Raw genomic sequence first — 23,018 nt, 5'->3', positions numbered from 1 at the left:
AGGAAGGTTAATATGAGCAGCATTGATAAAAGCGGGACGTACGCGCTCGGAACGCGAACGGTTAAACGACTGGGCTACGGGGCGATGCAGCTTGCCGGGCCGGGCGTGTTTGGCCCGCCGAAGGATAAACAAGCCGCGTTGGACGTGCTGCGCGAAGCCGTGGCGGCGGGCGTGAACCATATTGATACCAGCGATTTTTATGGTCCGCATGTGACGAACCAGCTGATCCGCGAGGCGCTTCATCCTTACCGGGACGATCTCACCCTCGTCACCAAGATCGGCGCCCGCCGTGATGACAAAGGGGCCTGGCTGCCCGCTTTTTCCGCGCAGGAACTGACTCAGGCGGTGCATGACAACCTGCGTAATCTGAAGCTGGATGTGCTGGACGTGGTGAATCTGCGGATCATGTTTAGCGCGCACGGCCCTGCGGAGGGATCGATTGCTGAACCGCTTTCCACCCTCGCAGAATTACAGCAGCAAGGCCTGGTGCGCCACATTGGCCTGAGCAACGTCACGGCCACGCAGGTGGCGGAAGCGCGGAAGATGGTGCAGGTCGTCTGCGTGCAGAACATGTACAACATTGTGAACCGCGGCGACGATGCGCTGGTAGATTTACTGGCGCAGCAGGGGATTGCGTATGTGCCGTTCTTCCCACTGGGAGGCTTTACGCCACTGCAGTTTACCGGCCTGCAGGCCGTCGCGGATTCCCTGGGCGCAACGGCGATGCAGGTTGCGCTGGCATGGCTGTTGCAACGGTCGCCGAACATCCTGCTGATCCCCGGTACTTCATCCGTGGCGCATCTGCGGCAAAACCTTGCGGCGGGAGAGGTGCAATTGCCGCCTGAAGCACTCGAAAAACTGAATGCTCTGATGGGTTAATCACGGCATGGGCAAAGCCGGAAGGACACTTCCAGACTTTGCCCGATCAGACTCCGCATTGACTTTTCTGTCTGTGAAGTGCTAACGCTTCTGCCACAATCTCCTGCTTGCTTTTACGCGTCTCAAAGGCGGTGATTCTGATGTATTCCATCAAATCAGGCTCAATGCGGGCGCTCAACATCCTGAGATCGGCCTCCTTTGCTAAACCGCGGGCAACTCGCTTGTCGGGATAGTCACGGGCTGGCATAGAAAACGTCCTCCAAAAGTCTTGATAATTTGTGCCCTAAAATATGCGTCACTCTTATATAAAAGTCAATCGATAGTGTTTGCGTAGTGATTTGTTGATCTTTCATTTTTCACTTGAAGTGATTTTAAAGTGTTTGTTTGTGACTTTCTTATGACTTGTGTTTAACCCATCTGCGACCGCCCGCACAAGAGGTTGCTGAATTAAATCCGCTCAAACTTCAAGGCGTTTGCGGTCTTTGTCGGAAATGACCTTGATCCTGTGCCGTAATCCGTAATACTGTGTTTATATACAGTATCTGGCGGGAAAGGCATTTATGGACACTCTCTTTTCTTATCATCCAAAACAACCTATTGAATTACCTCTCTATCTTGAGCGCGTTGCCTGTGGCTTCCCAAGCCCTGCGCAGGATTATGTGGAGGATCGTCTCGATCTTAACCGGCTGGCAGTCAGGCACCCCAGTGCGACCTACTTTATCAAAGTGAGCGGGGACTCCATGATCGACGCGGGGATTAGCGACGGCGATCTGCTGGTGGTCGACCGTTCGTTGAATGCTGAACATGGGGATATCGTTGTGGCGTCGGTCGCCGGTGAGTTCACGGTGAAAGAGCTACAGACCCGTCCGGTTCTGCGACTGTTGCCGCGTAATGCCCGCTATCAGCCGATCGCCTTTCAGTCCGAAGAGGAGCTGCAAATCTTCGGTGTCGTCACTCATACGCTTAAAACGCATAAACATGTTCGCGCTGGTTGATGTGAATAGTTTCTATGCCTCCTGCGAGAGGGTGTTTCGCCCCGATCTGGTGGGTAAACCCATCGTGGTGGTATCCAATAACGACGGCTGCATTATTTCGCTGTCGCGAGAGGCAAAGCAGTTCGGCATAAAAATGGGGGAGCCCTATTTTAAATTCAAAGAGAAGGGTTATTCGTCGCGGGTTTACGTCTTTAGCTCGAACTATGCGCTGTATGCCGACCTCAGCAGCCGGGTGATGCAAACGCTGACCGATCTCGCGCCGGCCATTGAGATCTACTCCATTGATGAAGCATTTGTGAACGTTTCGGGTGTCAGCAACTGCCTGTCGCTGGAAGCATTCGGTCATCAGATGCGTACGCAGGTCTTCAAAAACACAGGCTTAACCGTTGGCGTCGGGATTGCGCCGACCAAAACGCTGGCGAAGCTGGCTAACTATGCGGCGAAGCGGTGGTCAGCCACCGGGGGCGTGGTCGATCTCTCGGACAGTGAACGGCAGCGTAAGCTGCTGGCAAAGGTTCCGGTGGAGGAGGTGTGGGGAGTAGGACGACGTATCACGAAAAAGCTCAATGCGATGGGGATTACCACGGCGCTGGAGCTGGCGGAAGCGTCATCCTGGGTCATCCGCAAACATTTTAACGTGGTTATGGAGCGCACGGCACGCGAGCTTCGCGGTGAGCCCTGCCTCGATCTGGAAGAGTTTACCCCTACGAAGCAGCAAATTATCTGTAGCCGCTCGTTTGGACACCGTATTACGCAGTACGAGGAGATGCACCAGGCCATTTGCGCCTATGCGGAACGCGCAGCAGAGAAACTGCGCGGCGAGCATCAATACTGTCGTTTTATCAGCGTGTTTGTACGCACCAGCCCGCACGCGGACAACGAAATTTATTACGGCAATCAGGCTTCCGTCACCCTGATGACGCCCACCAATGACTCGCGCGATATCATCCGCGCCGCCACGGAGGCGCTGGGGCGTATCTGGCTTGACGGGTATCGCTATATGAAAGCCGGGGTCATGCTGGCGGACTTTTTCAGCAGCGGCGTCGCTCAGCTTAACTTGTTTGACGATAACCGCCCGAGCGCCAACAGTGCGGCGCTGATGGAGACGATCGACAGCCTGAATCATTCCGGCAAAGGGAAGATATGGTTTGCCGGGCAGGGGATTGAGAAATCCTGGGCGATGAAGCGTGAGATGCTGTCACCGGCTTATACGACGCGGTACGCGGATTTACCGGTGGCGCGGTAGGAGGCGGTTATTTTGCGGGGGCGTGCTCCGCGATCTCAATCAGCAATTGCTCAATCACGCCGACGACGCTTCGCACGCGTTGCGGAATAAAGCGGGCGTCAGGATAGACGGCATAGAGAACGCGATCGGGCAACCGCCAGTCGGGCAATACCGGCACCAGCGTGCCGGTTTTCAGCGCCCTGGCCGCAAGCGGTCGCTGCATACCGCCGATACCGATGCCCGCCTCCAGCGCCCTTAGCAGCGCGTCGCTGGTGTTGGCGCGGAAAACGGTATTCACTTTTACTTCGATCGCTTCTTCATCCGTGATGAGCCGCAGGGGGGCATCCAGCGGGATGCCGCTAAAGCGCACGTGGGGCAGCGTGGTCAGCTCGCTCACGTCGTGCACCGCCTGAAAGCCGGGGGCGGCAAACAGCGCGCTTTCAATACGCGCCAGCACGCGGGCCGCATGCGCCTGCGGGGGCTCACTGCCCAGCCTAATCGCGACGTCCACGCCCTCCGTCACCAGGTCTGCAAGGCGGTCATCAAGAGAAAGCCTGAGATGTAATTCTGGATGCAGGCGCTGCAGCTCCAGTAGATGTGGCAAGACGATCTGCCCCAGGCCGCTCGGCAGCTGGACATGAACGCTTCCCTGAAATTGATGATCGACCGGCGCCAGCCGTCCCTCCGCTTCCCGCATGGCGTCCAGCAGCAGCTGCATGTCGCGGCGGTAACGTTCTCCCTGTTCGGTCAGCTTCATTGCACGCGTTGTTCGGTGCAGTAACACCACGCCCAGTTCTTGTTCAAGGGCGGCGATCTGCTGGCTGACGGCGGACTGCTTCATCCCGCTCCGACGGGCTGCGGCAGAAAAAGAGCCTGCGTCCGCGACCCAAAGAAAGGTGGAAATGGCGTTGAGCTTATTATTCATTTAATGGTTTTTCTGATAAGTGCTATCGGATGGAGGGGATATTCACTAAAAAAATAATATATGACACTGCATCTGTCACCCTTTCTGGAGAAACACGATGGATAAGATGCAGCAACAAAATGTCGCCCTGGTCGCGGGCGCGAGCGGAATTGTCGGCAGACAGCTTGTTAAAACGCTTCTGCACAATGGATGGGAAGCGATCGGCCTGAGCCGTCAGGCGTTATCCCATCCTGACGGTATTCCAGTGGTGAACGTCGATTTGCTGGATGCTAAGGACAGCGCGCGGGCGCTGCAATCGCTGAGCAGGGTTACCCATCTCTTTTACAGCGCCTGGGTGAACGCCGCGAACTGGACAGAGATGGTTGAGCCGAACGTCACTATGCTGCGTAACCTGGTCAGCACCCTCGAAAAAACGGCACCTTTGCAGACGGTCAGCCTGATGCAGGGTTACAAAGTGTATGGCGCACACCTGGGGCCGTTTAAAACTCCGGCTCGCGAAAGCGATCCTGGCGTGCCCGGTGCCGAATTTAACGCCGCGCAGCTCGCGTGGCTCAGCCAGTTTCAGCAGGGGAAACGCTGGCACTGGAATGCCATTCGGCCGGGCGTGGTGGGCAGTGCGGTGCCCGGTAATACCATGAACCTTGCGCTGAGTATCGCCCTGTATGTCTCTTTGTGTAAGGCGCTGGGGTTACCGCTGCGTTTTCCCGGTTCGGAACAGACCTGGCACAGCATTGTGGATTACACCGATGCCGGACTGCTGGCGGAGGCCACGCTGTGGGCGGCTACGTCACCGGCGGCACAGAATCAGGCGTTCAACGTGAATAATGGCGATATCTGGCGCTGGAGCGAGCTGTGGCCGCGCATTGCCCGCTGGTTTGAACTGGACTCTGCGCCGCCGGTGAGGTTGTCGTTTCACCAGCTGTTTACGGACTATCGCGGCGTATGGCGCGATCTTGCCGGGGAAGGGCTGGTGGAAGCGGATATTTTGCAGCTGAGCGATGGGCAGTTTGCCGATTTCGTCTTCAGCTGGAACTACGACATGTTTGGTGACGGGAGCAAGCTGCGGCGGTCGGGCTTCACGCGGATGCAGGCGACGGATGAGATGTTTTTCAGCCTGTTCGCGCAGTTGAGAGCGGCGCGGATTATTCCCTGATAAATCTGGGCGTCCAGGTGCAAGCCAGGACGCCGGGGGGTTTACTCAACCGTTAAGGCATTAACAACCTCGGCCACGCTTTTCACGCTGCGGATGTTCCCAATCCCCGTGCCAAGCGCGATATAGCCTTCATCGGTATTATCTTCCAGCATGCCCAGGCGCAGACCCCGTAATCCTCCCATCGCCTTGCCCAGCGCTTCGTTGCTTGCGCCTGCTTTATCCATCGACGCCAGTTTTTCCGCCAGCTTGCCGGGAAGCGCGCGGTAGTAATGGGGCACGGTGCGGAAAAGCAGCAAATCGAGACCGTTGGCAGCAACAATTTTCTCTTTGACTCCCTGCGGCACGCGGCTTTCTTCCGTGCTGATAAAGACCGACCCGGCAAACACGCCTTCCGCGCCTAATGCATGGGCCGCTCTGGCGGTGCGATTATCGGTAATGCCGCCCGCGGCCATCATCGGGATGTGTTTCACGGCATCGGCAATCAGCGGCACGATGGAAAAGGTGCCAAGCACCGTTGCGGGTAACGTTCCGCCCTCATCAAAACCGGTAGCAACGATAATGTCAGCCCCCATTTCTTCTGCGAGGCGGGTGTTCTCCGGCGTTGGATTGATGTCGCGGTAGATAATGGCGATACCCGCCTCTTTTAACTCGCTGAACAGCGCGGGAATAATGCTGCCTTCCCCGTAGCCCGTATACACCACGGCCCTGACGCCTTCGTCTTTCACCACCTGAAGAATAGGCCCAGTCCAGACGTCATTAACGGCCGTGGGGATCAGGTTCACGCCAAACGGTTTTTCGGTCAGCCGTTTGGTTTTACGAATTTCTTCGCGCATTTTTTCGGCGGTCTCTTCCGGCGTGGAGACCGCCGTGTCGGCGGTTAAACCGGCATTGGGCCCCAGCACGCCGAGCCCGCCGGCATTGCTGACCGCGGCGACCAGGCGGGCATCCGTGAGCCAGGATAACGGCCCCTGAATAACAGGTTTTTCGATACCCAGGATCTGACAAATACGGTTATTTTTCATAGCAGACTCTCCCTTACGTTTGAATGGGGAAGAGTGTAGGGCGCAGGATTGTTAGGAAAAATAGCCAAAAAAATTCATCACTGTTATAAAATTAATAACAATAACGTTATTCTGATCGCGGCAAAAGCATCCCTTATGCAAATAAACCTCTTTGAAGCTATTCGAATTTTTATTGAAATTGTCGAGTCGGGGAGCCTGACCCAGGCTGCGGAAAATCTGCAGGTCCATCGCCCGGCGGTCACCAAAGCGTTACAGCTTCTGGAGCAGCACAGCGGCACGCGTTTGCTGCAGCGAACAACGCGTCGAATCAGTCTGACGCCGGATGGCGATGCGTTTTATCGCCGGAGTAAACCTCTGCTGGCGCAGGCGGACGAATTACTGGAGTCGTTTGGTACGGACCGGGCAATACACGGTCAGCTGCGTGTGGATATGCCGGTCTCTTTTGCCACGCTGCGGGTGATCCCTAATCTGCCTGATTTTTATCGGCAGCATCCTGAAATCGACATCATTCTGAGCAGCTCTGACCGCCGTCGGGATATGCTCAGGGACGGCCTTGACTGCGTGCTGCGGGTGGGAGAGCTGGAGGACGGCGAGTATATCGCGCGTAAAATCGGGAACATCAACATCACGACCTGCGCCAGCCCGGCCTGGCTGGCAAAACACGGTACGCCAGAAACGCCGGATGATTTACGCAAACATCAGGCCATCAACTGGATTAATAACCGCAGCAGACACATTCAGCCGTGGACGTTTACCACGCCGGAAGGCATCGCGGAGATTACCCTGCCCGGTAAGCTTGTCGTGGATAACTCCGAAGCCTACATTGCGGCAGGCCTTGCCGGGCTGGGGTTAATGCAGGGGATGAATCTTTTTCTCCAGCCTTACATTGACCGCGGTCTTCTGGTTGAAGTCTTGCCAGACTATCGCTCGCCGGACCGCAAGCTGTCGCTGCTCTATCCACACCGTCACCTCTCCCGCAAGGTGCGGGTCTTTACCGAGTGGCTGGAGACTCTGGTGTGAAAGCGGCCAGCTCGTGACACAGCGCGCCAATCTGGTCCACGGCGTTCAGCAGGCGGGGCGTGGGTTCGTTTGCGCAGTTCAGCCGCAGAAAATGCGTTAACTCTGCGGTCGGGGAAAACAGGGGGCCAGGGCTGACGCCGATGCCCAGCGCCAGCGCGCGACGGTGCACCTCCAGCGCGCTGACCTGCTGAGGCAGTTCTACCCACAGCAGGAAACCGGCTGCGGGTACGCTAACGCGCGTGCCGGGTGGGAAGCTGGCCTCGACCCGCGCGACAACGGCGTGGATCCCCTCTGCGACCCGGCGCTTTAGCCTCCGGAGATGGCGATCGTAGTCGCCGCTTGCCAGCATCTCGCTGGTTGCGGCTTCCAGCAGCGGCGTGCCGGCCCAGTCTCCGGCCATGCGGGCCTGTAAGACCTGCGGGTGGTAGCGTCCGGCGGCAATCCAGCCGATTCGCCAGCCAGGCGCAAGCGTTTTTGACAGGGAACTGCAGTAAATCACATTCCCGCTCTGGTCGAACGCCTTGCAGGCCGGAGGACGTTGCCCCTCGCCGACCAGGTCACCGTAAACATCATCCTCAATCAAAGGAATTTCTGCCTCTTCAAGCAGGGCAACCAGTTCCTGCTTGCGCGCGACGGGCATGCTGGCACCCAACGGGTTTTGCACGGTGGGCGAGGCCAGAACGGCAGCAGGGCGGTGGCAGCGAATGGCGTCTGCCAGCGGTTCCAGCAGCAGGCCTTCGACAGGGTCTGTGGGGATCGCTAAGGCCTTCAGGCCTAAATCCTCCAGCAGCAGGAGCGTGCCAAAGTAGGCGGGCTGCTCAATCGCCACGACATCACCTGGCTGACACACGGCCCGAAGGGCCAGGCGCAGCGCCTGCGTCGCACCTGCGGTAATAATCAGATCGTCTGCGCCGAACCGGGCTCCCCACTGTGCAGAACGCGCGGCAATCTTACTCCGCAAATCCCCCCTTCCCGGAGGCAGGCTGTAGCTCTGTCCATGCGCGTCCAGACGACGACCCGCAGAGTGCAGCGCCCGCTGCAGCGCATCTCCCGGCAGCCACGCGGGATCGGGCAGGGCGGCGCCCAGCGGGATCAGCCTGGCTTCTGCACTGCTGAACAGCGACCGGGCCACGGCGGACATGGTGACGGGGACCGGGCCAGGTGAGGAACGCGAGGGCTCCACGCGCGGAGGCAGGCTGGTCTGGCGGATGTAATAACCTGAACGCGGGCGCGCAACAATCAGCCCTTCAGCCTCAAGGCAGCGAAGGGCCTCCAGCGCCGTCGGAAGGCTAACGTGCTCGCGCTCGGCCAGTTTACGTGCGGAGATCATCCTGTCACCGGCGCGCAGCGCGCCAGAGGTCAGCGTGAGGCGCAGCATCTCAGCAATTCGGCGATAGTGTGGGGACGACTGGGACGGGGCGGACATGGGGATCTGTTCAGGCTAATTTTCGATAAAACTGACTATACAGCCAATGATGCACGCCATCTATAGTGTCCGGCATGTTCAGGACAAGGAGGCATTATGCACAGCGATAATTTCAACATTTCCACCTATTTCAAACGCATAAACTACACCGGACCGGCGGCTGCCGATACGGCCACCCTGCATGCGCTGATGCGTCATCAGCTCTTTTCCGTTCCCTTTGAGAATCTGGACGTGCAGGCGGGTAAAATTGTCTCGCTGGCGCCAGACGACATTGCCGATAAGGTGTTAACGCAGGGGCGCGGCGGCTACTGCTATGAGGTGAACGGGCTTTTTGCCATGGCGCTGGCGGCGTTAGGGATACCTTACCGTTTCGTGGCGGCGCGGCCGATGTTCTACCCCGTGCGGCGACCTAAAACCCATATGGCGCTCATCGCTGAGGTAGATAGCCGACTGTGGCTTTGCGACCTCGGGTTTGGCAGCTACGGTATTCGTGCGCCGATGGCGCTGGACACGCTTGATGTGGATATCACGCAGGATTTCGACACGTTTCGACTAAGCCGCAGCGCGGAGGGCGAATATCTGCTTGAGGCAAAAGTGGAGGGAGAATGGGCCCGGCAGTATGGCTTTGATCTCACGCCTCAGGAATGGATTGATTTTGTTCCGGCCAACTACCTTAACTCCACGCACCCGGATGCGATCTTTGTGCAGAAGCGGGTGGTGGTGCAGCATCGCCCTGAAGGACGCCTGATTTTACTGGGCGATGTGCTGAAAACCATCACGGCGAACGGCACTGAAACGCGGCAACTGGCGGAGGAGGAAATCCACCAGGTCCTGAAGGACCGTTTTGCGCTGACCGCCGCGTAATCAGCCGGGAAACGGTGGAGCCTCAGCGCAGTCCGTCTTCTGTGGCGTTGCGCTGAGCTCCCCACTGTAACAGCAGGCTAAACGACGTGGGTAACACTGTCAGCGTCACCAGCGTCGCAGACAGCAGCCCGCCGATAATGGCATAGGCCATTGGGCCCCAGAATACCTGGTGAGAAATGGGGATCATGCCCAGAATGGCGGCACAGGCGGTCAGACAGATGGGCCTGGCCCGGTGTTCCGCAGCCGCCATAATCGCGGCATCGTTTGTCATCCCCTGAGCAAGATTGCTGTCAACCTCGCTAATCAATATCACCGCGTTACGCACGATCATCCCCGCCAGTGCGATGACGCCCAGCAGCGCGACAAACCCCATCGGCGTTCCGCCGGGCAGCATAGCCAGCACGATCCCCGGTAAACCAAACGGGGCCATCAGGAGTGCCAGCAGCATCCGGGAATATCGCCGCAACTGAAGCATCAGCAGCAACAGCATGATGACCAGCGTCACCGGAAGAACGGTGAAGACGGAGCTGTTCCCCTTATCCGATTCGGCAACCGCGCCGCCTTCTTCAATGCTGTAACCTGCCGGCAGGCTCGCGCGCAGTTTATCGACCGCCGGACGCAGCGCTGCAGATACCGCTTCAGCCTTCAGCCCCGGGGCAAGATCCGTTTGCACCGTGATAAAGGGCACGCGTTGCCGACGCCAGATGACCGGATCGTCCACGCCCCAGACCGGCGTCGCGACGGCGCTGAGCGGAATTTTTTTACCGTCATTCCCCTGGATCGTGAGCGAGGAGAGGGTGGCGGTGCTGTGACGTGCATCGTCCGTGGCCCGGAGCACCACGTCGACAAGGCGGTCGTTATCCCTGATAGACGTGACAACGCTGCCGGACCAGACGGTATTCAGCGTGCGGGCGAGGCTCTCTGATGATATTCCCGCCGCCCTGGCCGCCGTCTGATTCACCTCAAGGGTTATGACCCTCTCCGGCTCTCCGGCCGTCTGGTTAACGTCGCGTGAGAACGGGGACTGCCCAATCGCGTCCGTGAGACGGTTCGCAAACGCCCGAACCTGCAGATAGTCAGGCCCGCTCACCCGGTATTTGATTGGCCAGCCGACGGGGGGCCCCAGCTCAAGGGGCGACACGCGCGTGATGATATCGCTAAACTGCGTCGCCATGATCCTGTTGAGCTGCGCATGCAGACGATCCCGCGCCTCAAGATCCTTAGCCACCACAACCATCTGGGCGATATTTTCATTTTCCAGCAGCACGTCCATCGGCAGGTAAAAACGGATGGCGCCGGACCCGACGTACGTCGAATAGCGATTGATGTTGCCGTTGCCTGCCAGCGCCTTTTCCAGCTTTTCCACCTCTCTTAGCGTTTCCGCCTGCGACGCGTTGGCCGGAAGCGTCAGGCTGACCAGCAGCTCAGGCCGGTCCGAGGCGGGGAAGAACTCGCCATGCATAAATGTCGTGCCGTACGCTGACAGCCCCAGCGCGGAAAGCGCAATCAGTACGGTAGCGAGCCGGTGGCGCAGTGCCAGGCGTAAAAGCCGTCCGTACCCGCGCGCGATCCTTCCGGGGCCCGCCGCGTGATGTCTGACTTTTTCCGGCAGCAGCCACGTACCCGTCAGCGGCGAAAACAGGATCGCGACAGCCCAGGAACAGAGCAGGGCAATGAGCACCACGGCAAACAGGGAAAAACAGTATTCACCGGCGCTGGAGGCCGCAAAACCAACGGGAATAAAACCGGCAATCATCACCAGGGTACCGGTGAGCATCGGGAAGGCCGTCGTTTTGAATGCATGGGTGGCCGCATGCCGACGGGAATCCCCCGCTTCCAGCCGGGAGACCATCGTTTCGACGGCGATCATGGCGTCATCCACCAGCAGGCCCAGGGCAATAATCAGCGCCCCGAGCGAGATGCGCTGAAGGCCAATGCCGGCGAACATCATGCCGGCAAACGTCATGGCGAGCACCAGCGGGATGGCCGTCGCCACCACCAGCCCGGCCCGTAAACCCAGTGAGACAAATGAAACCGCCAGCACGATAATAACGGCTTCGATAAGCACCCGGATAAACCCACTTACCGCGTCACTGACCACCGCTGACTGATCGGCGACTTTCACCATCTCGATACCGTGCGGCAGCCCGGCGCTGAGGGCCGCCATTCTGGCGTTCAGCGCAGCACCGAAACGCAGCATGTTGCCCGTTGGCGCCATCGACACCGCCAGCCCGATAGCCGGTTTGCCGTTCACCCGGTAGGCCGGGGCCGGTGGCTCGGCGATTTCCCGGGTGACGGTGGCAATGTCGGTCAGCGGAATATAGCGATTATTCACGTGCAGTGTGACGGCCCGTAAACTCTCTTCGGTCGTGAGCGCCCCGCTGACTTTTATCGCCATGTTCTCCTGCCCGGTACGCATAGTGCCTGCCGGGACAACCGCGTTCTGCGCCCGGAGGGCGTCGGCGACCGCCTGAATATCGAGCCCCATCCCGGCCAGGCGTGCCGGAGAAAAGGCGAGAACCCACTGCTCCTGCTGTTCGCCCAGCAGGGTGGTTTTGCCCATATCCGGCAGGGACATAAGCTCGCGTCGCAAGGTCTCTACGCGATCCCGCACCTCCCGCAGGGTGAAACCTTCGGGAATAAAGGCATAAATTGTGCCGAACGTGTCGTCAAATTCGTCGTCCACGGCAGGAACCTGCACCCCTTCAGGCAGGGACGGCGCGATGTCCTGCATTTTTTTGCGAACCTGATACCAGATGTCCGGCACGCTTTGCGGGGGCGTATCGTCACGGAGGTTGACATGGATAACGGTGCGTCCGGCCCGGGTTTCACTTTCGAGATAGTCCAGCCAGGGGGTTTCCTGCAGCTTTTTTTCAAGCGTATCGGTCAGCAGGCGGGTGGTATCCGCCACGGATGCTCCCGGCCACTGCGCGGAGACGACGGCCGTTTTAATGGTAAAAGCCGGATCTTCGTTACGCGGCAACTTCTCATAGCAGAACACGCCCATCGCAATCACCAGCAGCATAAAAAAGCTGACCATCTGCTGGTTCTTCAGCGCCCAGGCGGAGAGGTTAAATTTGGCTTCCTGTCCTGTGTTCATGGCTGAACCTCTCCGGCCATCACCGGCTCGTCGGACCGCAATGTGCTCACGCCCGCGGTAATCACCCGATCGCCGGGCTCAAGGCCGGAGGCAATCATGACGGAGGTAGCCGTATAGCTCGCGGGTACCACCGCGCGCAGCTGCGCCCGCGACTGCGGGGTAATCACAAAAACCGCCGGTTTGTCGCCGGCACGGGTCAGCGCGGATGCGGGAAGGGTGTACCCGTGCGGGGCTGACGATGGCAACGTGACGGTAACGCTGGCACCCAGCGCCATGGCCGACGGCGGGTTTTGCAGGGTGGCTCTGACGCGCCAGGTGCGGGTCTGAGGATCGGCCTGCGGGGTGATATCCCGCAGCACGGCAGACGCCTGTACTGACGGGTCGCTGAGAAGGGAAACCCGCAAAACCGCCTTATCCAGAGGCGGGATCGCATCGGGAGTGGCAATATCAAACATCACATCGCGTTCTTCCCCGGTCGCCAGCGTCAGCACGGACTGACCGTCGCTGACAACCTGTCCCGCAGAGGCGTTCACGGCCGTGATGATGCCCGCTTGTGGCGCGATCAGGCGCGTCCAGCCGAGGCTTTCGCGGGCATTTCGCCGCGCGGCCTCGCTGCTTTTTAAGCGCGCGCGGGCGACAAGCCAGTCCGCACGGGCGCTGTCGAGCTGCGTGCGGGCTATTGCCCCCGTTGGCATGAGCTTTTGCATTCGACTGACGTTAAGCGCGGCGACCTGCGCGGAGGCTTTGGCGCCTTCATAGTCGGCCTCAGCGCTGTCGAGCTGATTCTGCCCGGTCGTATTGTCAAGCGTGGCCAGCAGCTGTCCGGCAGTGACCCGGTCGCCAATATCAACGCTGCGCGTCAGTATCCGGCCCCCGGTACGAAAGCTCAGGGTCGTTTCATCGTGGGCATGGATCTCACCGGTTCTTTCCAGCGCGGGAAGGGTTTGAGCGGTGCCAACGACGACGTAGCGTACCGCCCGTGCAGGGACGGGCTTATTTTCGTGTTTATCACCGCAGCCGGTCAGCGGAAAAATCGCCAGCGCAAGCAGGGCCAGGGGAAGAAAATGCAGCCAGGAAAGGGTGCGCGCCACGCCGTACAAATGATGCAGGCAGTGGCGGAGGGAGAGAAAAAATTCGTCTGACATAACGCCGCTCCATAAAGGGAATGGCGTTATTAAATGCGTGCTACGTCGAGAAAGATTCGATGTTCTGTCAAGGCTTTATCAAGAGTGGCGATTTTCATTATCGGACGGATGCCAGGGCAGCAAAATGCGCACGGTGAGGCCGCCGGTTTCCGGTAATGACGCGCTAATCTCACCCCCATGCGCCTGACAAATCGCCCGTGCGATGGACAAGCCGAGGCCGCTGCCGCCGGAATGCCGCGCGCGGGACTGCTCCTCGCGGCTAAAACGTTTAAACATTTCCGGTAAAAACTGGGGCGATACGCCCGGCCCGTCATCGGTAAATTCAAGGGTGTAATGCCCGCGGGCGTAGTACAGTGCCACCTCAAGGTGGCCGCCATCGCGTCCGTAACGTAGCGCATTTTCCATGAGGATAGTAACGACCTGTCCCAGGCGGAACGCATCGCCTCTGAAGGGGCAGGTACGCGGGTTACGAAGGATTATCCGGAAATTATGCGCATCAGCCTGGGGCATGATCCAGGCTGCCCGCTCCTGAATCAGCTCATCCAGACAGAACGGCTGGTCCTCCAGCACAAGGTTACCCGCGTCGGCCAACGAGAGAAGGTGGAGCTCATCGGTGAGGCGGTTGAGGTGCTGGAGCTGTTTCATCACCATGCCCAGCTGCGCCGGGCTGGCATCAAACACGCCGTCTAACATGCCTTGCAGACGCCCAATGGCGGCCGTCAGGGGCGAGCGCAGCTCGTGCGCCATCGCGACGTGTGAGGCGCGGAGCTCTTTTTCATAGCGGGCGAGTTGCCCCGTCATGGAGTTAAAATCGGTCGCAAAGCTGACCATTTCCGCCGGTGCATCCTTGATGAGCTCTGCCTGACGGCCAAACTGCCCGTCGGCGACATCCTTTGCTGCATCGCGAAGGCGGCTGAACTGCTGCGCCAGCGGCCGGGCGTGTTTTAGCCCCATCACCACAATAAACGGGATCATTACCAGCACCAGCAGGGCCACCGTGACCCAGTCGGCTGAGGCGATAGACGGCGTGGAGTAGCTCAGGCCCCACCAGGTGTCCACAATCGTGTGGAAGCGGGCCGGATTGGCCTGCGGGTTCTGGCTGAGCGTAAGAAACTCCTGCCGGACCGCCGCTGGCATTTTGCCCATTATCCAGTAGTTCTGCACCGCATAACGTAGCCACATGCAGGTGGCAATGACGATCACGCTGCCGATGGCCAGCGCTAAGATGCGGGCGCAAATCCAGCGCCACAGAGACGAGTGCCGGTTTTTTATCATGGCTGTCTGAACCTGTAACCCACGCCGCGAACGTTGATCAGCACGCCGGAAATACCCGCCACTTCGAGTTTTTTACGCAGGTTATAAATATGGGTGTCCACCACGCGCTCCAGCGCCTCGCTTTCCGGCAAGCAGTGTTCCAGTAAATACTGGCGGGAGAACGGGTGCGCAGGAGAACGCAGCAGCGTTGCCAGAATCGAGAATTCCGTTGGCGTAAGATCGAGCATCACAGGCGCGTCGCCGCCGTTATCCACGCTCGCCACAATGGCGCCCACATCCACCTCCAGCGTTTGCCAGCGAAGGATCGCTTCGTCTGTCTCTTTTTTACTGCTGCGCCGCAGCACCGCCTGTACCCGAGCCACCACTTCCCCCGGATGATAAGGCTTCACAACGTAATCATCGGCACCGTACCGCAGGGCCCCAATGCGGTCGGGGGTATCCCCCATGGCCGTGACCATAATCACCGGCACATCGCTTTTACGGCGCAGACCAGCCAGCACCTCGGTGCCGTTAAGCCCCGGCAGCATCACGTCCAGCAGGATGAGGTCGGGCTTCCACCGCTGCGCCATATCCAGCCCGGAAAGACCGTCTCCGGTAATGGTCACGTCGTAATTTTCACGCCGTAAATAGGCTTCGAGCACGCCAGCCGCATCGGCGTCATCTTCAATAATCAGCACTCTTCTGGACAACATCCGTTCACCTTGACCATTTCTTAACACTACCCCGACGATTCATTGATTCAGCCAAATCATACTGCGCCAACATTATGTGGCCGCCCCTGTATCAGGTGACGCCAGCGTCTGTATGGAGAGCAGTATGATAGCGATAAAAAAAGTCCTGTATATGTCCGTCCCGCTTCTGATGGTCGTGACGTCCGGCGTGCAGGCGGATGATGGCTCCGCGTCCGATTCCTTAACCGTCGGGCTGGGAGGGCAGTATGCCCCGCGTTACTCAGGCTCAGACAAGCAGGTGTGGCAGGTGGTTCCGGTGCTGCAGGGTCGTAAAGGCGCTTTCTTTATTGATGCGCAAAAAGGGGTGGGATATGACCTGCAAAACGACAGCGGTTGGTACTTCGAACACACGCTGGGCTATGACTTCGGAAGGGCTGAGAAAAATTCTGGCTGGCGTGAGGGCGCAAACAATCTGAAAGGGATGGGGGACATTGATACCACCCTGAATACCGGCCTTGCAGTGGGCTGGCAGGCCGCGCCCTGGCTGAGTGTGGAGGGGAAAGCGACGCTGCCTTTAACGGACAGCCAGGGGGCCAGCTATCAGGCCTCCGTGACGCTAGTCCTCGTACAAAATAACCAGGATACGGTCGCCTTTCAGTCTGCGGCCCTGTTTGGCGACAGCCGTTATCTGAATACCTGGTATGGGGTCAGCGAGCAGCAGAGCCGCCGCAGCGGATATCGCCGCTATTCAGCGCCGGGTGGATTTTATGGCGTCGACACCAGTCTGACCTGGAGCCATCAGTTCGATGCCCACTGGGGGACGGTGCTGAGTGCGGACTATACCTGGCTTGGCGACCATGCCAATGATAGCCCGATTGTGATGCGGCGCAATGAGGGGTCTGCAACCGCCGCTATCACCTGGACATTCTAATTCGCGGAGCGCGATGTGGGCGAGGGGATTATTTCTTCTTATCCATCATCGCTTTTAAATCGGCAAACGGGTTAAACGTGGCGACGCCCACGTCTTTTTGGGCGTCTTCACCGGCGACCACGGTGGTGCCGTACTGATCCGCTTCGGTGTATTTCGAATGTTCGTGATCGTGGCAAAACAGGCACAGCAGCTCCCAGTTGCTGCCATCTTCCGGGTTGTTGGTATGGTCGTGATCGATATGGTGAACCGTCAATTCACGCAGGTTGGAATAGACGAACTCCCGCGAGCAGCGTCCGCAGACCCAGGGATAGATTTTTAATGCTTTTTCGCGATAGCCGCTTTCCAATCGCGCGTAGTTTTTAGGGATCAGAGCCATTGCCGGTTTTACCTGCCATGAAAAAAGTGGGGGATATTATATCCCATTATGAAGCGGAATGACGAACCGCTCAATTCCGTCAATTTATTTGACGCTTTCCGTTAAATAAACGGCATTTCTTCTCACCGGGTAATGCGTAAAGTAGAGAGAACGCAACGCATTATCAGGACACACTGTTATGAAAAAGATCGGGTTTTTATCATTTGGTCACTGGACGCCTTCTCCGCAGTCCGGCACGCGTTCGGCGGCAGATACGCTGCTGCAGTCCATCGACCTGGCCGTGGCGGCCGAAGAGCTGGGGGCAGACGGCGCGTATTTCCGCGTGCACCACTTTGCCCGACAGCTTAGCTCGCCGTTCCCCCTGCTGGCCGCAATCGGCGCCAAAACGAAAACCATCGAAATCGGTACCGGCGTGATTGATATGCGCTATGAAAATCCGATGTACATGGCTGAAGATGCGGGCGCGGCGGATCTGATTTCCGGCGGTCGTTTACAGCTTGGCATCAGCCGGGGCTCCCCGGAGCAGGTCATTGATGGCTGGCGTCATTTCGGCTATGTCCCGCAGGAAGGGGAAAACGAAGCGGACATGGCGCGCCGTCATACCGGGGTGCTGCTTGAGGTACTGCGCGGCGAAGGGTTTGCAAAGCCGAATCCACAGCCGATGTTCCCGAATCCTCCGGGGCTGCTGCGCCTGGAGCCTTATTCAGAAGGTTTGCGGGAGCGTATCTGGTGGGGTGCCGGTTCGAATGCGACGGCCGTATGGGCCGCAAAGCTGGGAATGAACCTGCAAAGCTCAACCCTGAAAGACGATGAAACCGGCGAGCCGTTCCATATTCAACAGGCAAAACAGATCCGCGCGTACCGCCAGGCCTGGCAAGAGGCCGGGCATGCGCGTGAGCCGCGCGTCTCGGTCAGCCGCAGTATTTTTGCCCTGATGGACGACCGCGACCGGATGTACTTCGGCGCCAGCCGCAACGACAGCGACAGCGTGGGGTATCTCGATGAGAAAACGCGCGCGATCTTCGGACGCAGCTATGCCGCAGAGCCTGACAAGCTGATAGAGCAGTTGAAAAAGGACGAGGCGATTGCCGAGGCTGATACATTATTACTGACCGTACCGAACCAACTTGGTGTGGATTACAATGCGCACGTGATTGAGTCCATTCTCAAACATGTCGCACCGGCAATGGGCTGGCGCGATTAGGTATTCCGCCGTCAGCCGTGAGATCGTAATGGAAAATCTGGCCCTCTGGTATCGCCGTTTTGGCGAGCCAGAATCTGTTCTGCAACCTGAAACCGCGTCGCCGGGCGCGCTTGCACCGGGACACCTCCGCGTGCGAATGCTGTTTGCGCCGGTGAACGCGTCCGATCTCATTCCCATGACCGGCGCCTATCGCCACAGGACTCCGTTACCCGCCGTCGCGGGGTATGAAGGCGTCGGCGTTGTCATTCAGGCGCCCGCGTCGTTTGCGCATCTGGAGGGTAAACGCGTTCTGCCGCTGCGCGGGCAGGGCACCTGGCAGCGCTATGTCGATTGCCCGGCAGAGTATGCTATCCCCGTTCCGGACGATCTCGATTCATGCCTGGCCGCGCGGGCCTATATCAATCCTCTGGCGGCGCAGATGATGCTGACCCACTATCCACCGCAGGGAAAGCGGGTGCTGCTCACGGCCGCCGGTTCGGATTGCGCCGTTCTGCTCGGGCAGTGGGCGCGTCTGGCGGGGGCAGACGCGGTGTACGGTATTCATCGTTCGCCCGTTCACGCTGAGCGGCTGGCGGCGATGGGGATTGTTCCTGTCGCACAGCATGACATGCAGAAGATCGCCAGCGTCGCCTCGCGTGCCGATGTCGTTTACGATGCAACCGGCGGGGCGCTGGCGGAAGCGATCCTGAACGTGATGCCTGAGCAGGGTATATTCGTCTGCTATGGGCTGCTCTCCGGGCAGACCTTCCGCCAGCAGCGGCCCCTGCCTCGCGTGGCGTGGTTCCATATTCGTAACTATCTGGACAGGCTCAGCGCTGAGGCGTGGCGCGCGGAGTTCGATCAAATCTGGCCCCGGATGCGCGCCAGCGAGTACAGCCCCGGTACGGTATACCCTCTGACGGACTGGCAGAAGGCGCTCAGGGTTTATCGGGAAGGCGGAAGGGCAAGCAAGCCCCTCCTGTCGATGGCGGAATGACGGCTACTGATGGCTCATATCGCTCAGCAGTACGGCGATGCTTTGCCCGCCCGCCGTCTGTTCCAGACCAATCTTCACGATGATGGTCAGCGGAACGGAGAGCAGCATGCCTACGGGGCCGAGCAGCCAGCCCCAGAAAATCAGGGACAAAAAGACGACCAGCGTCGAAAGCCCCAGCCCGCGTCCCATCATTCGTGGTTCAAGAATATTACCGAATACCAGATTAATCGCCAGATAGCCGGCCAGCAGAATCAGCGCATCATAAAACCCGCTGAACACCAGCACCTGAAGAATAGGGGGGATCGCTGCCAGCACGGAGCCGATGTTGGGAATGTAGTTGAGCGCAAACGCCAGTAACCCCCAGACGAACGCAAAGCGAACGTCCAGCGCCACCAGCATTCCCCAGACCACCACCCCGGTAACCAGGCTAATGGCGGTTTTCAGTACCAGATAGCGGGAAACGCTGTCCAGCGCGCGCTGAATAGCCCCCATTCCTTCAACCGGACGAACCATAATATGCTGTAACTTTGCGGGCAGCTGTGGCACCTCCAGCAGCATGAACACGACCGTTAAAAACAGCAGGAAAATGGAGGTCATGGCATTGGAAAGCTGCGTCAGCAGGCCTGTGACGATCGTCATGGCCGCATTAGGGTCGATATATTTAAGAAGCTCCTCAACGGAGACTTCTATTCCCGCGCGCTGTAGCCAGGGCTCAAGCTGCAGCAGCGGTATCGCCAGCGAGGAGCGGTATTTCGGCAGCGTTCGCGCCAGTTCGTTCAGCGAGGTACCCAGATAAGCAACCAGTAGCACCATGGCGAAAATAATGATGCTAATCAGCAGGGTAATGGCCAGCACGCGCGGGATGCGCAGCCGCGTCATGCGCTGTACCAGCGGGTTAAGGATCACCGCAACGAACAGGGCCAGAATAAAGGGCACAATGATGTCGGCGGCAAAACGAACGCCCGTCAGTATGATCACCAGCATGCCCAGCATGATGACAATTTTTATCCCGTTCAGGGTAATAATGGGTTTAGCCATGGTGACTCCGAAAAACGCTTTTTCTTCATAATAAAGGGTAAACGCCCTGCAATAAACTAACCAAAATCAAACGGGACGGGTAAAGAATTGAAAAGACTTTGAGTAAAATCCTGGCTTATGGTACAAATCTAGCGTGTTCAACTACCGAGGACAATTTTCATCCGCAAAGACGAGAAGCAACAACGCGGATAATTGTAATTTTATGGACAATTTGTTCAGGACGTATTCTTCAAACAACACTGCTGTATTTACCACCTCCTTCTCCCTGCTTGCTGGTGAGCAACACTGGCGCACCGCACTATAGTTATCTCTTCTGCCTGAGCTGGCGCTACGCGCTTAGCTGTCTGATTTAATTTCATATTTTTTGGGTTTGCTGCATGCGGCGGGCCACGATGGATTATATTCTCAAGCAGGAGAAAAACATGTTTTACTGGATCTTATTAGCTCTGGCGATTGTCGCTGAAATTACCGGCACGCTGTCTATGAAGTGGGCAAGCGTCAGCGAGGGTAATACCGGTTTTATTTTAATGCTGGTGATGATTTCACTTTCCTATATTTTCCTTTCGTTTGCGGTGAAAAAAATTGCGCTGGGCGTGGCGTATGCGCTGTGGGAAGGTATTGGTATTTTATTGATTACGCTGTTCAGCGTCCTGATATTTGACGAAACATTAACAACAATGAAAATCGCAGGATTAACGACGCTGGTTGCGGGCATCGTGCTGATTAAATCAGGTACCCGTAAACCGGCTAAACAGCAGAAGGAGCAGAACCATGCAACAGTTTGAATGGGTTCATGCGGCCTGGCTGGGCTTCGCTATCGTGCTGGAAATTTTCGCTAACGTTCTGCTGAAATTCTCCGACGGTTTTCGCCGTAAAATATACGGCCTGATGTCGATTGCCGCGGTGCTGGGAGCGTTTAGCGCCCTGTCACAGGCGGTCAAAGGTATCGATCTTTCAGTGGCCTATGCGCTGTGGGGCGGTTTTGGTATCGCCGCCACCCTGGCCGCCGGGTGGGTGCTTTTCGGGCAGCGTTTAAATAATAAAGGCTGGATAGGGCTGATATTGCTGCTTGCGGGCATGATCATGATAAAACTCGCCTGATCAATCGGAAACCCTTACTTAACGACAGCCGCGCTGGCTTACTCTTTAGCCAGCGCTTCCAGCTTATCGCGAAAGCCGGTGACGGACAGGGCCCGGTTATCGGCTCGCCAGCGGTCTTTCGCCGCCGGGGCGGAGCTTTGAACGCCAATCAGCTGCCAGCCGTTATCGGTTTTCAGCATCAGCGGTGAACCGCTGTCGCCCGGCAACGTATCGCACTGGTGCGAAAGCACGCTGGTTTGTGCCCAGCCCGTCACGATACAGTCCGTGTGGGTGTAGAGCGCATCCAGATGATCGACCGGATAGCCAGACTGCGTCACCTTGCGGTCGGCGGCTTTCAGCGCGGCGGTCAGCGCCGCTTTATCTCCGTCAAACAGGGGCAGCGGCGTAATACCCGAAGGCGGGTAGCGTAAAATAATCAGGCCAAAATCCCATGAGGCTGCCGCGGGCGGCACTATCCAGCCGTCACCATCCGGCTTCAGGCGCTTCCCGAGAGAAGGATCAACCCGGCCTTCAATGCCGTGGATTTCATAGCGCCAGATCCCTTTTTGCGACACAAATCGTAAGGCTACCGCTTTGTCTGGCTTACCGTTGGGTGGCGTCAACAGGCAGTGGCCCGCCGTCAGAGCTAATTGTGGGGTAATCAGGGTTGCAGTACACAGGTTACCGCTGGCGGTTTCCAGTTGCCCGATCGCATCCCAGGGGGCCTGGGTAGGGTCGGAGACGCGAGTACGATCGTCATGACCGAAAAAAAGCGTCTTTAGCTCTTTCGCGCTAATGGCACCATCATCGCCATCATCCGCCTGTGAAAATCCAGAAAAAAGGCCAAACGTTCCCAGCAACAACACAACAGATTTACGCATATCACACTCTGGTGGGGGTAATTATGATTATTAAAAGTGAACCCTATGAAAATACTATAGACGGGACGGCGCTAAAGTGGGAGTAAAATCAGCGTGCTACAGTCAGGAAAGATAAAAATGGCTTGCGATGAGCGCGCATAAAATAAGCAGGATCAGAATCAGCTCAAACCGATAGCGTCGCAGCATACGCCCTCCGGATAAAAAAACGGCGCAGAACCTTTTCCGGTTCAGCGCCGGTTTACCAACGTGCCCCGCAGGGCACGGTTAAGCTTGTACTCTTACGCAGCTGGCTGTGCAGCTGGTTTAGCAGCTTCGTGTTTTACTGCTTTTTTGTGATGCTTTTTCGCAGCCTGGGCTTTTTGCTCTACGGCTGGTTTAGCGGCTTTTTTATGGTGCTTTTTCGCAGCCTGGGCTTTTTGCTCTACGGCTGGTTTAGCGGCTTTTTTGTGGTGCTTTTTAGCCGCCTGCGCTTTTTGCTCTGCAGCCGGTTTAGCGGCTTTGTGGTGTTTCTTGTGATGTACGGTTTTTGCTGGCGCCGCGGTGGTCGTTGCAGCAGGCGCCGCAGCAGCTGGTGCAGCAGTGGTTTCAGCAGCAAACGCAGCAGAAGACAGACCCATAGCAGCGGCAACAACCAGAGCTAATACTTTTTTCATGTTCATACCCTCGAATTTGGTTTTTCATTTAACCCCACTGCGGGGCCGTTGAAATAACTATATCCCTGTAAATTCGGGGTTTCCGTGAGTGATTGGTATCGGCGTGTAACCATATGTACAAGGCCGGGGTTCTGCACGGACGCCCCCCTCTCCCTTGAGGGAGAGGGCTGGGGTGAGGG

General features: G+C 57.9%; 23 protein-coding genes. 11 read left to right on the top strand and 12 right to left on the bottom strand.

The genetic code is table 11. The features are described 5' to 3' along the window. Window positions 1–12: 12 nt before the first annotated feature. Window positions 13–879 carry an aldo/keto reductase family oxidoreductase gene (locus URZ40_RS01495; protein WP_320719649.1) on the top strand — a complete coding sequence of 289 codons (867 nt, stop codon included), beginning with the start codon at window positions 13–15 and terminating at the stop codon, window positions 877–879. Window positions 880–925: 46 nt separating this feature from the next. On the opposite strand, the gene URZ40_RS01490 is transcribed toward URZ40_RS01495, so the two are convergent. Further along, window positions 926–1,126: a hypothetical protein gene (locus URZ40_RS01490; RefSeq protein ID WP_028012954.1), complete on the bottom strand. Its 201-nt coding sequence runs from the start codon at window positions 1,124–1,126 to the stop codon at window positions 926–928. 313 nt (window positions 1,127–1,439) lie between these two features. On the opposite strand from URZ40_RS01490, the gene umuD reads away from it, so the two are divergent. Continuing rightward, window positions 1,440–1,874: a translesion error-prone DNA polymerase V autoproteolytic subunit gene (gene umuD / locus URZ40_RS01485; protein ID WP_116340291.1), complete on the top strand. Its 435-nt coding sequence runs from the start codon at window positions 1,440–1,442 to the stop codon at window positions 1,872–1,874. Then, window positions 1,858–3,120 (top strand): translesion error-prone DNA polymerase V subunit UmuC, encoded by a 1,263-nt coding sequence (umuC, locus tag URZ40_RS01480; RefSeq protein WP_320719648.1) that lies wholly within the window; start codon window positions 1,858–1,860, stop codon window positions 3,118–3,120. Before umuD ends, umuC begins: the two co-directional genes overlap by 17 nt. Before the next feature lie 7 nt (window positions 3,121–3,127). On the opposite strand, the gene URZ40_RS01475 is transcribed toward umuC, so the two are convergent. Further along, complete coding sequence (locus tag URZ40_RS01475; protein WP_320719647.1) at window positions 3,128–4,024, bottom strand: LysR substrate-binding domain-containing protein; 897 nt, start codon at window positions 4,022–4,024, stop codon at window positions 3,128–3,130. Between the two features lie 97 nt (window positions 4,025–4,121). Here URZ40_RS01475 and URZ40_RS01470 point away from each other — a divergent pair, with 97 nt between their 5' ends. Next, window positions 4,122–5,177, top strand: a complete 1,056-nt coding sequence (locus tag URZ40_RS01470) for an SDR family oxidoreductase (RefSeq protein ID WP_320719646.1) — start codon at window positions 4,122–4,124, stop codon at window positions 5,175–5,177. A 41-nt stretch (window positions 5,178–5,218) separates the two neighbouring features. Here URZ40_RS01470 and URZ40_RS01465 read toward each other — a convergent pair whose 3' ends face one another. Next, a complete protein-coding gene (locus URZ40_RS01465; protein WP_320719645.1) occupies window positions 5,219–6,199 on the bottom strand; it encodes a nitronate monooxygenase in 981 nt (326 codons plus the stop codon). A 135-nt stretch (window positions 6,200–6,334) separates the two neighbouring features. On the opposite strand from URZ40_RS01465, the gene URZ40_RS01460 reads away from it, so the two are divergent. Further along, window positions 6,335–7,219: a LysR family transcriptional regulator gene (locus URZ40_RS01460; protein ID WP_192981461.1), complete on the top strand. Its 885-nt coding sequence runs from the start codon at window positions 6,335–6,337 to the stop codon at window positions 7,217–7,219. Here URZ40_RS01460 and URZ40_RS01455 read toward each other — a convergent pair. Beyond that, window positions 7,191–8,645, bottom strand: coding sequence for a PLP-dependent aminotransferase family protein (locus URZ40_RS01455; RefSeq protein ID WP_320719643.1), 1,455 nt, complete (start codon window positions 8,643–8,645; stop codon window positions 7,191–7,193). The genes URZ40_RS01460 and URZ40_RS01455 overlap by 29 nt on opposite strands. Before the next feature lie 96 nt (window positions 8,646–8,741). Here URZ40_RS01455 and URZ40_RS01450 point away from each other — a divergent pair, with 96 nt between their 5' ends. Continuing rightward, window positions 8,742–9,509 (top strand): arylamine N-acetyltransferase, encoded by a 768-nt coding sequence (locus URZ40_RS01450; RefSeq protein ID WP_233002437.1) that lies wholly within the window; start codon window positions 8,742–8,744, stop codon window positions 9,507–9,509. Window positions 9,510–9,531: 22 nt separating this feature from the next. Here the strand turns inward: URZ40_RS01450 and URZ40_RS01445 are convergent, their stop codons facing one another. The 4 genes from URZ40_RS01445 to URZ40_RS01430 form a co-directional block, all read right to left on the bottom strand. After that, window positions 9,532–12,609, bottom strand: a complete 3,078-nt coding sequence (locus tag URZ40_RS01445) for an efflux RND transporter permease subunit (protein ID WP_320719642.1) — start codon at window positions 12,607–12,609, stop codon at window positions 9,532–9,534. Next, window positions 12,606–13,754 carry an efflux RND transporter periplasmic adaptor subunit gene (locus tag URZ40_RS01440; RefSeq protein ID WP_320719641.1) on the bottom strand — a complete coding sequence of 383 codons (1,149 nt, stop codon included), beginning with the start codon at window positions 13,752–13,754 and terminating at the stop codon, window positions 12,606–12,608. The genes URZ40_RS01445 and URZ40_RS01440 overlap by 4 nt, the downstream gene beginning before the upstream one ends. A 78-nt stretch (window positions 13,755–13,832) precedes the next feature. After that, the gene (locus URZ40_RS01435; RefSeq protein ID WP_320719640.1) at window positions 13,833–15,029 is read right to left on the bottom strand and encodes a HAMP domain-containing sensor histidine kinase; all 1,197 of its coding nucleotides are present in this window, start codon (window positions 15,027–15,029) and stop codon (window positions 13,833–13,835) included. After that, window positions 15,026–15,721 carry a response regulator gene (locus URZ40_RS01430; protein WP_163329103.1) on the bottom strand — a complete coding sequence of 232 codons (696 nt, stop codon included), beginning with the start codon at window positions 15,719–15,721 and terminating at the stop codon, window positions 15,026–15,028. The genes URZ40_RS01435 and URZ40_RS01430 overlap by 4 nt, the downstream gene beginning before the upstream one ends. A 124-nt stretch (window positions 15,722–15,845) precedes the next feature. Between URZ40_RS01430 and URZ40_RS01425 the strand changes: the two genes are divergently transcribed. After that, complete coding sequence (locus URZ40_RS01425) at window positions 15,846–16,631, top strand: MipA/OmpV family protein (protein WP_320719639.1); 786 nt, start codon at window positions 15,846–15,848, stop codon at window positions 16,629–16,631. 28 nt (window positions 16,632–16,659) lie between these two features. Here the strand turns inward: URZ40_RS01425 and yajD are convergent, their stop codons facing one another. Next, entirely contained in the window at window positions 16,660–17,007 is a 348-nt protein-coding gene (gene yajD, locus URZ40_RS01420) for an HNH nuclease YajD (protein WP_003857471.1), read from the bottom strand. Between the two features lie 178 nt (window positions 17,008–17,185). On the opposite strand from yajD, the gene URZ40_RS01415 reads away from it, so the two are divergent. Beyond that, window positions 17,186–18,211, top strand: coding sequence for an LLM class flavin-dependent oxidoreductase (locus URZ40_RS01415; RefSeq protein WP_320719638.1), 1,026 nt, complete (start codon window positions 17,186–17,188; stop codon window positions 18,209–18,211). A gap of 28 nt (window positions 18,212–18,239) precedes the next feature. After that, window positions 18,240–19,187, top strand: coding sequence for a zinc-dependent alcohol dehydrogenase family protein (locus tag URZ40_RS01410; protein ID WP_320719637.1), 948 nt, complete (start codon window positions 18,240–18,242; stop codon window positions 19,185–19,187). A 3-nt stretch (window positions 19,188–19,190) separates the two neighbouring features. On the opposite strand, the gene URZ40_RS01405 is transcribed toward URZ40_RS01410, so the two are convergent. Next, entirely contained in the window at window positions 19,191–20,225 is a 1,035-nt protein-coding gene (locus tag URZ40_RS01405; protein WP_320719636.1) for an AI-2E family transporter, read from the bottom strand. 422 nt (window positions 20,226–20,647) lie between these two features. Between URZ40_RS01405 and mdtJ the strand changes: the two genes are divergently transcribed. Together mdtJ and mdtI are read left to right on the top strand one after the other, a co-directional pair. Next, the gene (mdtJ, locus tag URZ40_RS01400; RefSeq protein WP_320719635.1) at window positions 20,648–21,010 is read left to right on the top strand and encodes a multidrug/spermidine efflux SMR transporter subunit MdtJ; all 363 of its coding nucleotides are present in this window, start codon (window positions 20,648–20,650) and stop codon (window positions 21,008–21,010) included. After that, entirely contained in the window at window positions 20,997–21,326 is a 330-nt protein-coding gene (gene mdtI, locus URZ40_RS01395) for a multidrug/spermidine efflux SMR transporter subunit MdtI (RefSeq protein WP_116340271.1), read from the top strand. The genes mdtJ and mdtI overlap by 14 nt, the downstream gene beginning before the upstream one ends. A 38-nt stretch (window positions 21,327–21,364) precedes the next feature. On the opposite strand, the gene URZ40_RS01390 is transcribed toward mdtI, so the two are convergent. Together URZ40_RS01390 and asr are read right to left on the bottom strand one after the other, a co-directional pair. Next, window positions 21,365–22,186 carry a serine protease gene (locus tag URZ40_RS01390; protein ID WP_163329111.1) on the bottom strand — a complete coding sequence of 274 codons (822 nt, stop codon included), beginning with the start codon at window positions 22,184–22,186 and terminating at the stop codon, window positions 21,365–21,367. 278 nt (window positions 22,187–22,464) lie between these two features. Then, window positions 22,465–22,839 carry an acid resistance repetitive basic protein Asr gene (gene asr, locus URZ40_RS01385; protein ID WP_032642591.1) on the bottom strand — a complete coding sequence of 125 codons (375 nt, stop codon included), beginning with the start codon at window positions 22,837–22,839 and terminating at the stop codon, window positions 22,465–22,467. Window positions 22,840–23,018: the final 179 nt, after the last annotated feature.

Source organism: Enterobacter sp. 296B2, assembly GCF_034106185.1.
In the GTDB taxonomy this organism is placed as follows: domain Bacteria; phylum Pseudomonadota; class Gammaproteobacteria; order Enterobacterales; family Enterobacteriaceae; genus Enterobacter; species Enterobacter cloacae_N.
The sequence above is the reverse complement of the archived record's forward strand: the minus strand, read 5'-3'. Positions and strand labels throughout refer to the sequence as shown.

Coding starts and splice junctions, on each gene's coding strand:
- URZ40_RS01495 (WP_320719649.1), top strand. CDS start 13: ATGAGCAGCATTGATAAAAGCGGGACGTACGCGCTCGGAACGCGAACG.
- URZ40_RS01490 (WP_028012954.1), bottom strand. CDS start 1,126: ATGCCAGCCCGTGACTATCCCGACAAGCGAGTTGCCCGCGGTTTAGCA.
- umuD (WP_116340291.1), top strand. CDS start 1,440: ATGGACACTCTCTTTTCTTATCATCCAAAACAACCTATTGAATTACCT.
- umuC (WP_320719648.1), top strand. CDS start 1,858: ATGTTCGCGCTGGTTGATGTGAATAGTTTCTATGCCTCCTGCGAGAGG.
- URZ40_RS01475 (WP_320719647.1), bottom strand. CDS start 4,024: ATGAATAATAAGCTCAACGCCATTTCCACCTTTCTTTGGGTCGCGGAC.
- URZ40_RS01470 (WP_320719646.1), top strand. CDS start 4,122: ATGGATAAGATGCAGCAACAAAATGTCGCCCTGGTCGCGGGCGCGAGC.
- URZ40_RS01465 (WP_320719645.1), bottom strand. CDS start 6,199: ATGAAAAATAACCGTATTTGTCAGATCCTGGGTATCGAAAAACCTGTT.
- URZ40_RS01460 (WP_192981461.1), top strand. CDS start 6,335: ATGCAAATAAACCTCTTTGAAGCTATTCGAATTTTTATTGAAATTGTC.
- URZ40_RS01455 (WP_320719643.1), bottom strand. CDS start 8,645: ATGTCCGCCCCGTCCCAGTCGTCCCCACACTATCGCCGAATTGCTGAG.
- URZ40_RS01450 (WP_233002437.1), top strand. CDS start 8,742: ATGCACAGCGATAATTTCAACATTTCCACCTATTTCAAACGCATAAAC.
- URZ40_RS01445 (WP_320719642.1), bottom strand. CDS start 12,609: ATGAACACAGGACAGGAAGCCAAATTTAACCTCTCCGCCTGGGCGCTG.
- URZ40_RS01440 (WP_320719641.1), bottom strand. CDS start 13,754: ATGTCAGACGAATTTTTTCTCTCCCTCCGCCACTGCCTGCATCATTTG.
- URZ40_RS01435 (WP_320719640.1), bottom strand. CDS start 15,029: ATGATAAAAAACCGGCACTCGTCTCTGTGGCGCTGGATTTGCGCCCGC.
- URZ40_RS01430 (WP_163329103.1), bottom strand. CDS start 15,721: ATGTTGTCCAGAAGAGTGCTGATTATTGAAGATGACGCCGATGCGGCT.
- URZ40_RS01425 (WP_320719639.1), top strand. CDS start 15,846: ATGATAGCGATAAAAAAAGTCCTGTATATGTCCGTCCCGCTTCTGATG.
- yajD (WP_003857471.1), bottom strand. CDS start 17,007: ATGGCTCTGATCCCTAAAAACTACGCGCGATTGGAAAGCGGCTATCGC.
- URZ40_RS01415 (WP_320719638.1), top strand. CDS start 17,186: ATGAAAAAGATCGGGTTTTTATCATTTGGTCACTGGACGCCTTCTCCG.
- URZ40_RS01410 (WP_320719637.1), top strand. CDS start 18,240: ATGGAAAATCTGGCCCTCTGGTATCGCCGTTTTGGCGAGCCAGAATCT.
- URZ40_RS01405 (WP_320719636.1), bottom strand. CDS start 20,225: ATGGCTAAACCCATTATTACCCTGAACGGGATAAAAATTGTCATCATG.
- mdtJ (WP_320719635.1), top strand. CDS start 20,648: ATGTTTTACTGGATCTTATTAGCTCTGGCGATTGTCGCTGAAATTACC.
- mdtI (WP_116340271.1), top strand. CDS start 20,997: ATGCAACAGTTTGAATGGGTTCATGCGGCCTGGCTGGGCTTCGCTATC.
- URZ40_RS01390 (WP_163329111.1), bottom strand. CDS start 22,186: ATGCGTAAATCTGTTGTGTTGTTGCTGGGAACGTTTGGCCTTTTTTCT.
- asr (WP_032642591.1), bottom strand. CDS start 22,839: ATGAAAAAAGTATTAGCTCTGGTTGTTGCCGCTGCTATGGGTCTGTCT.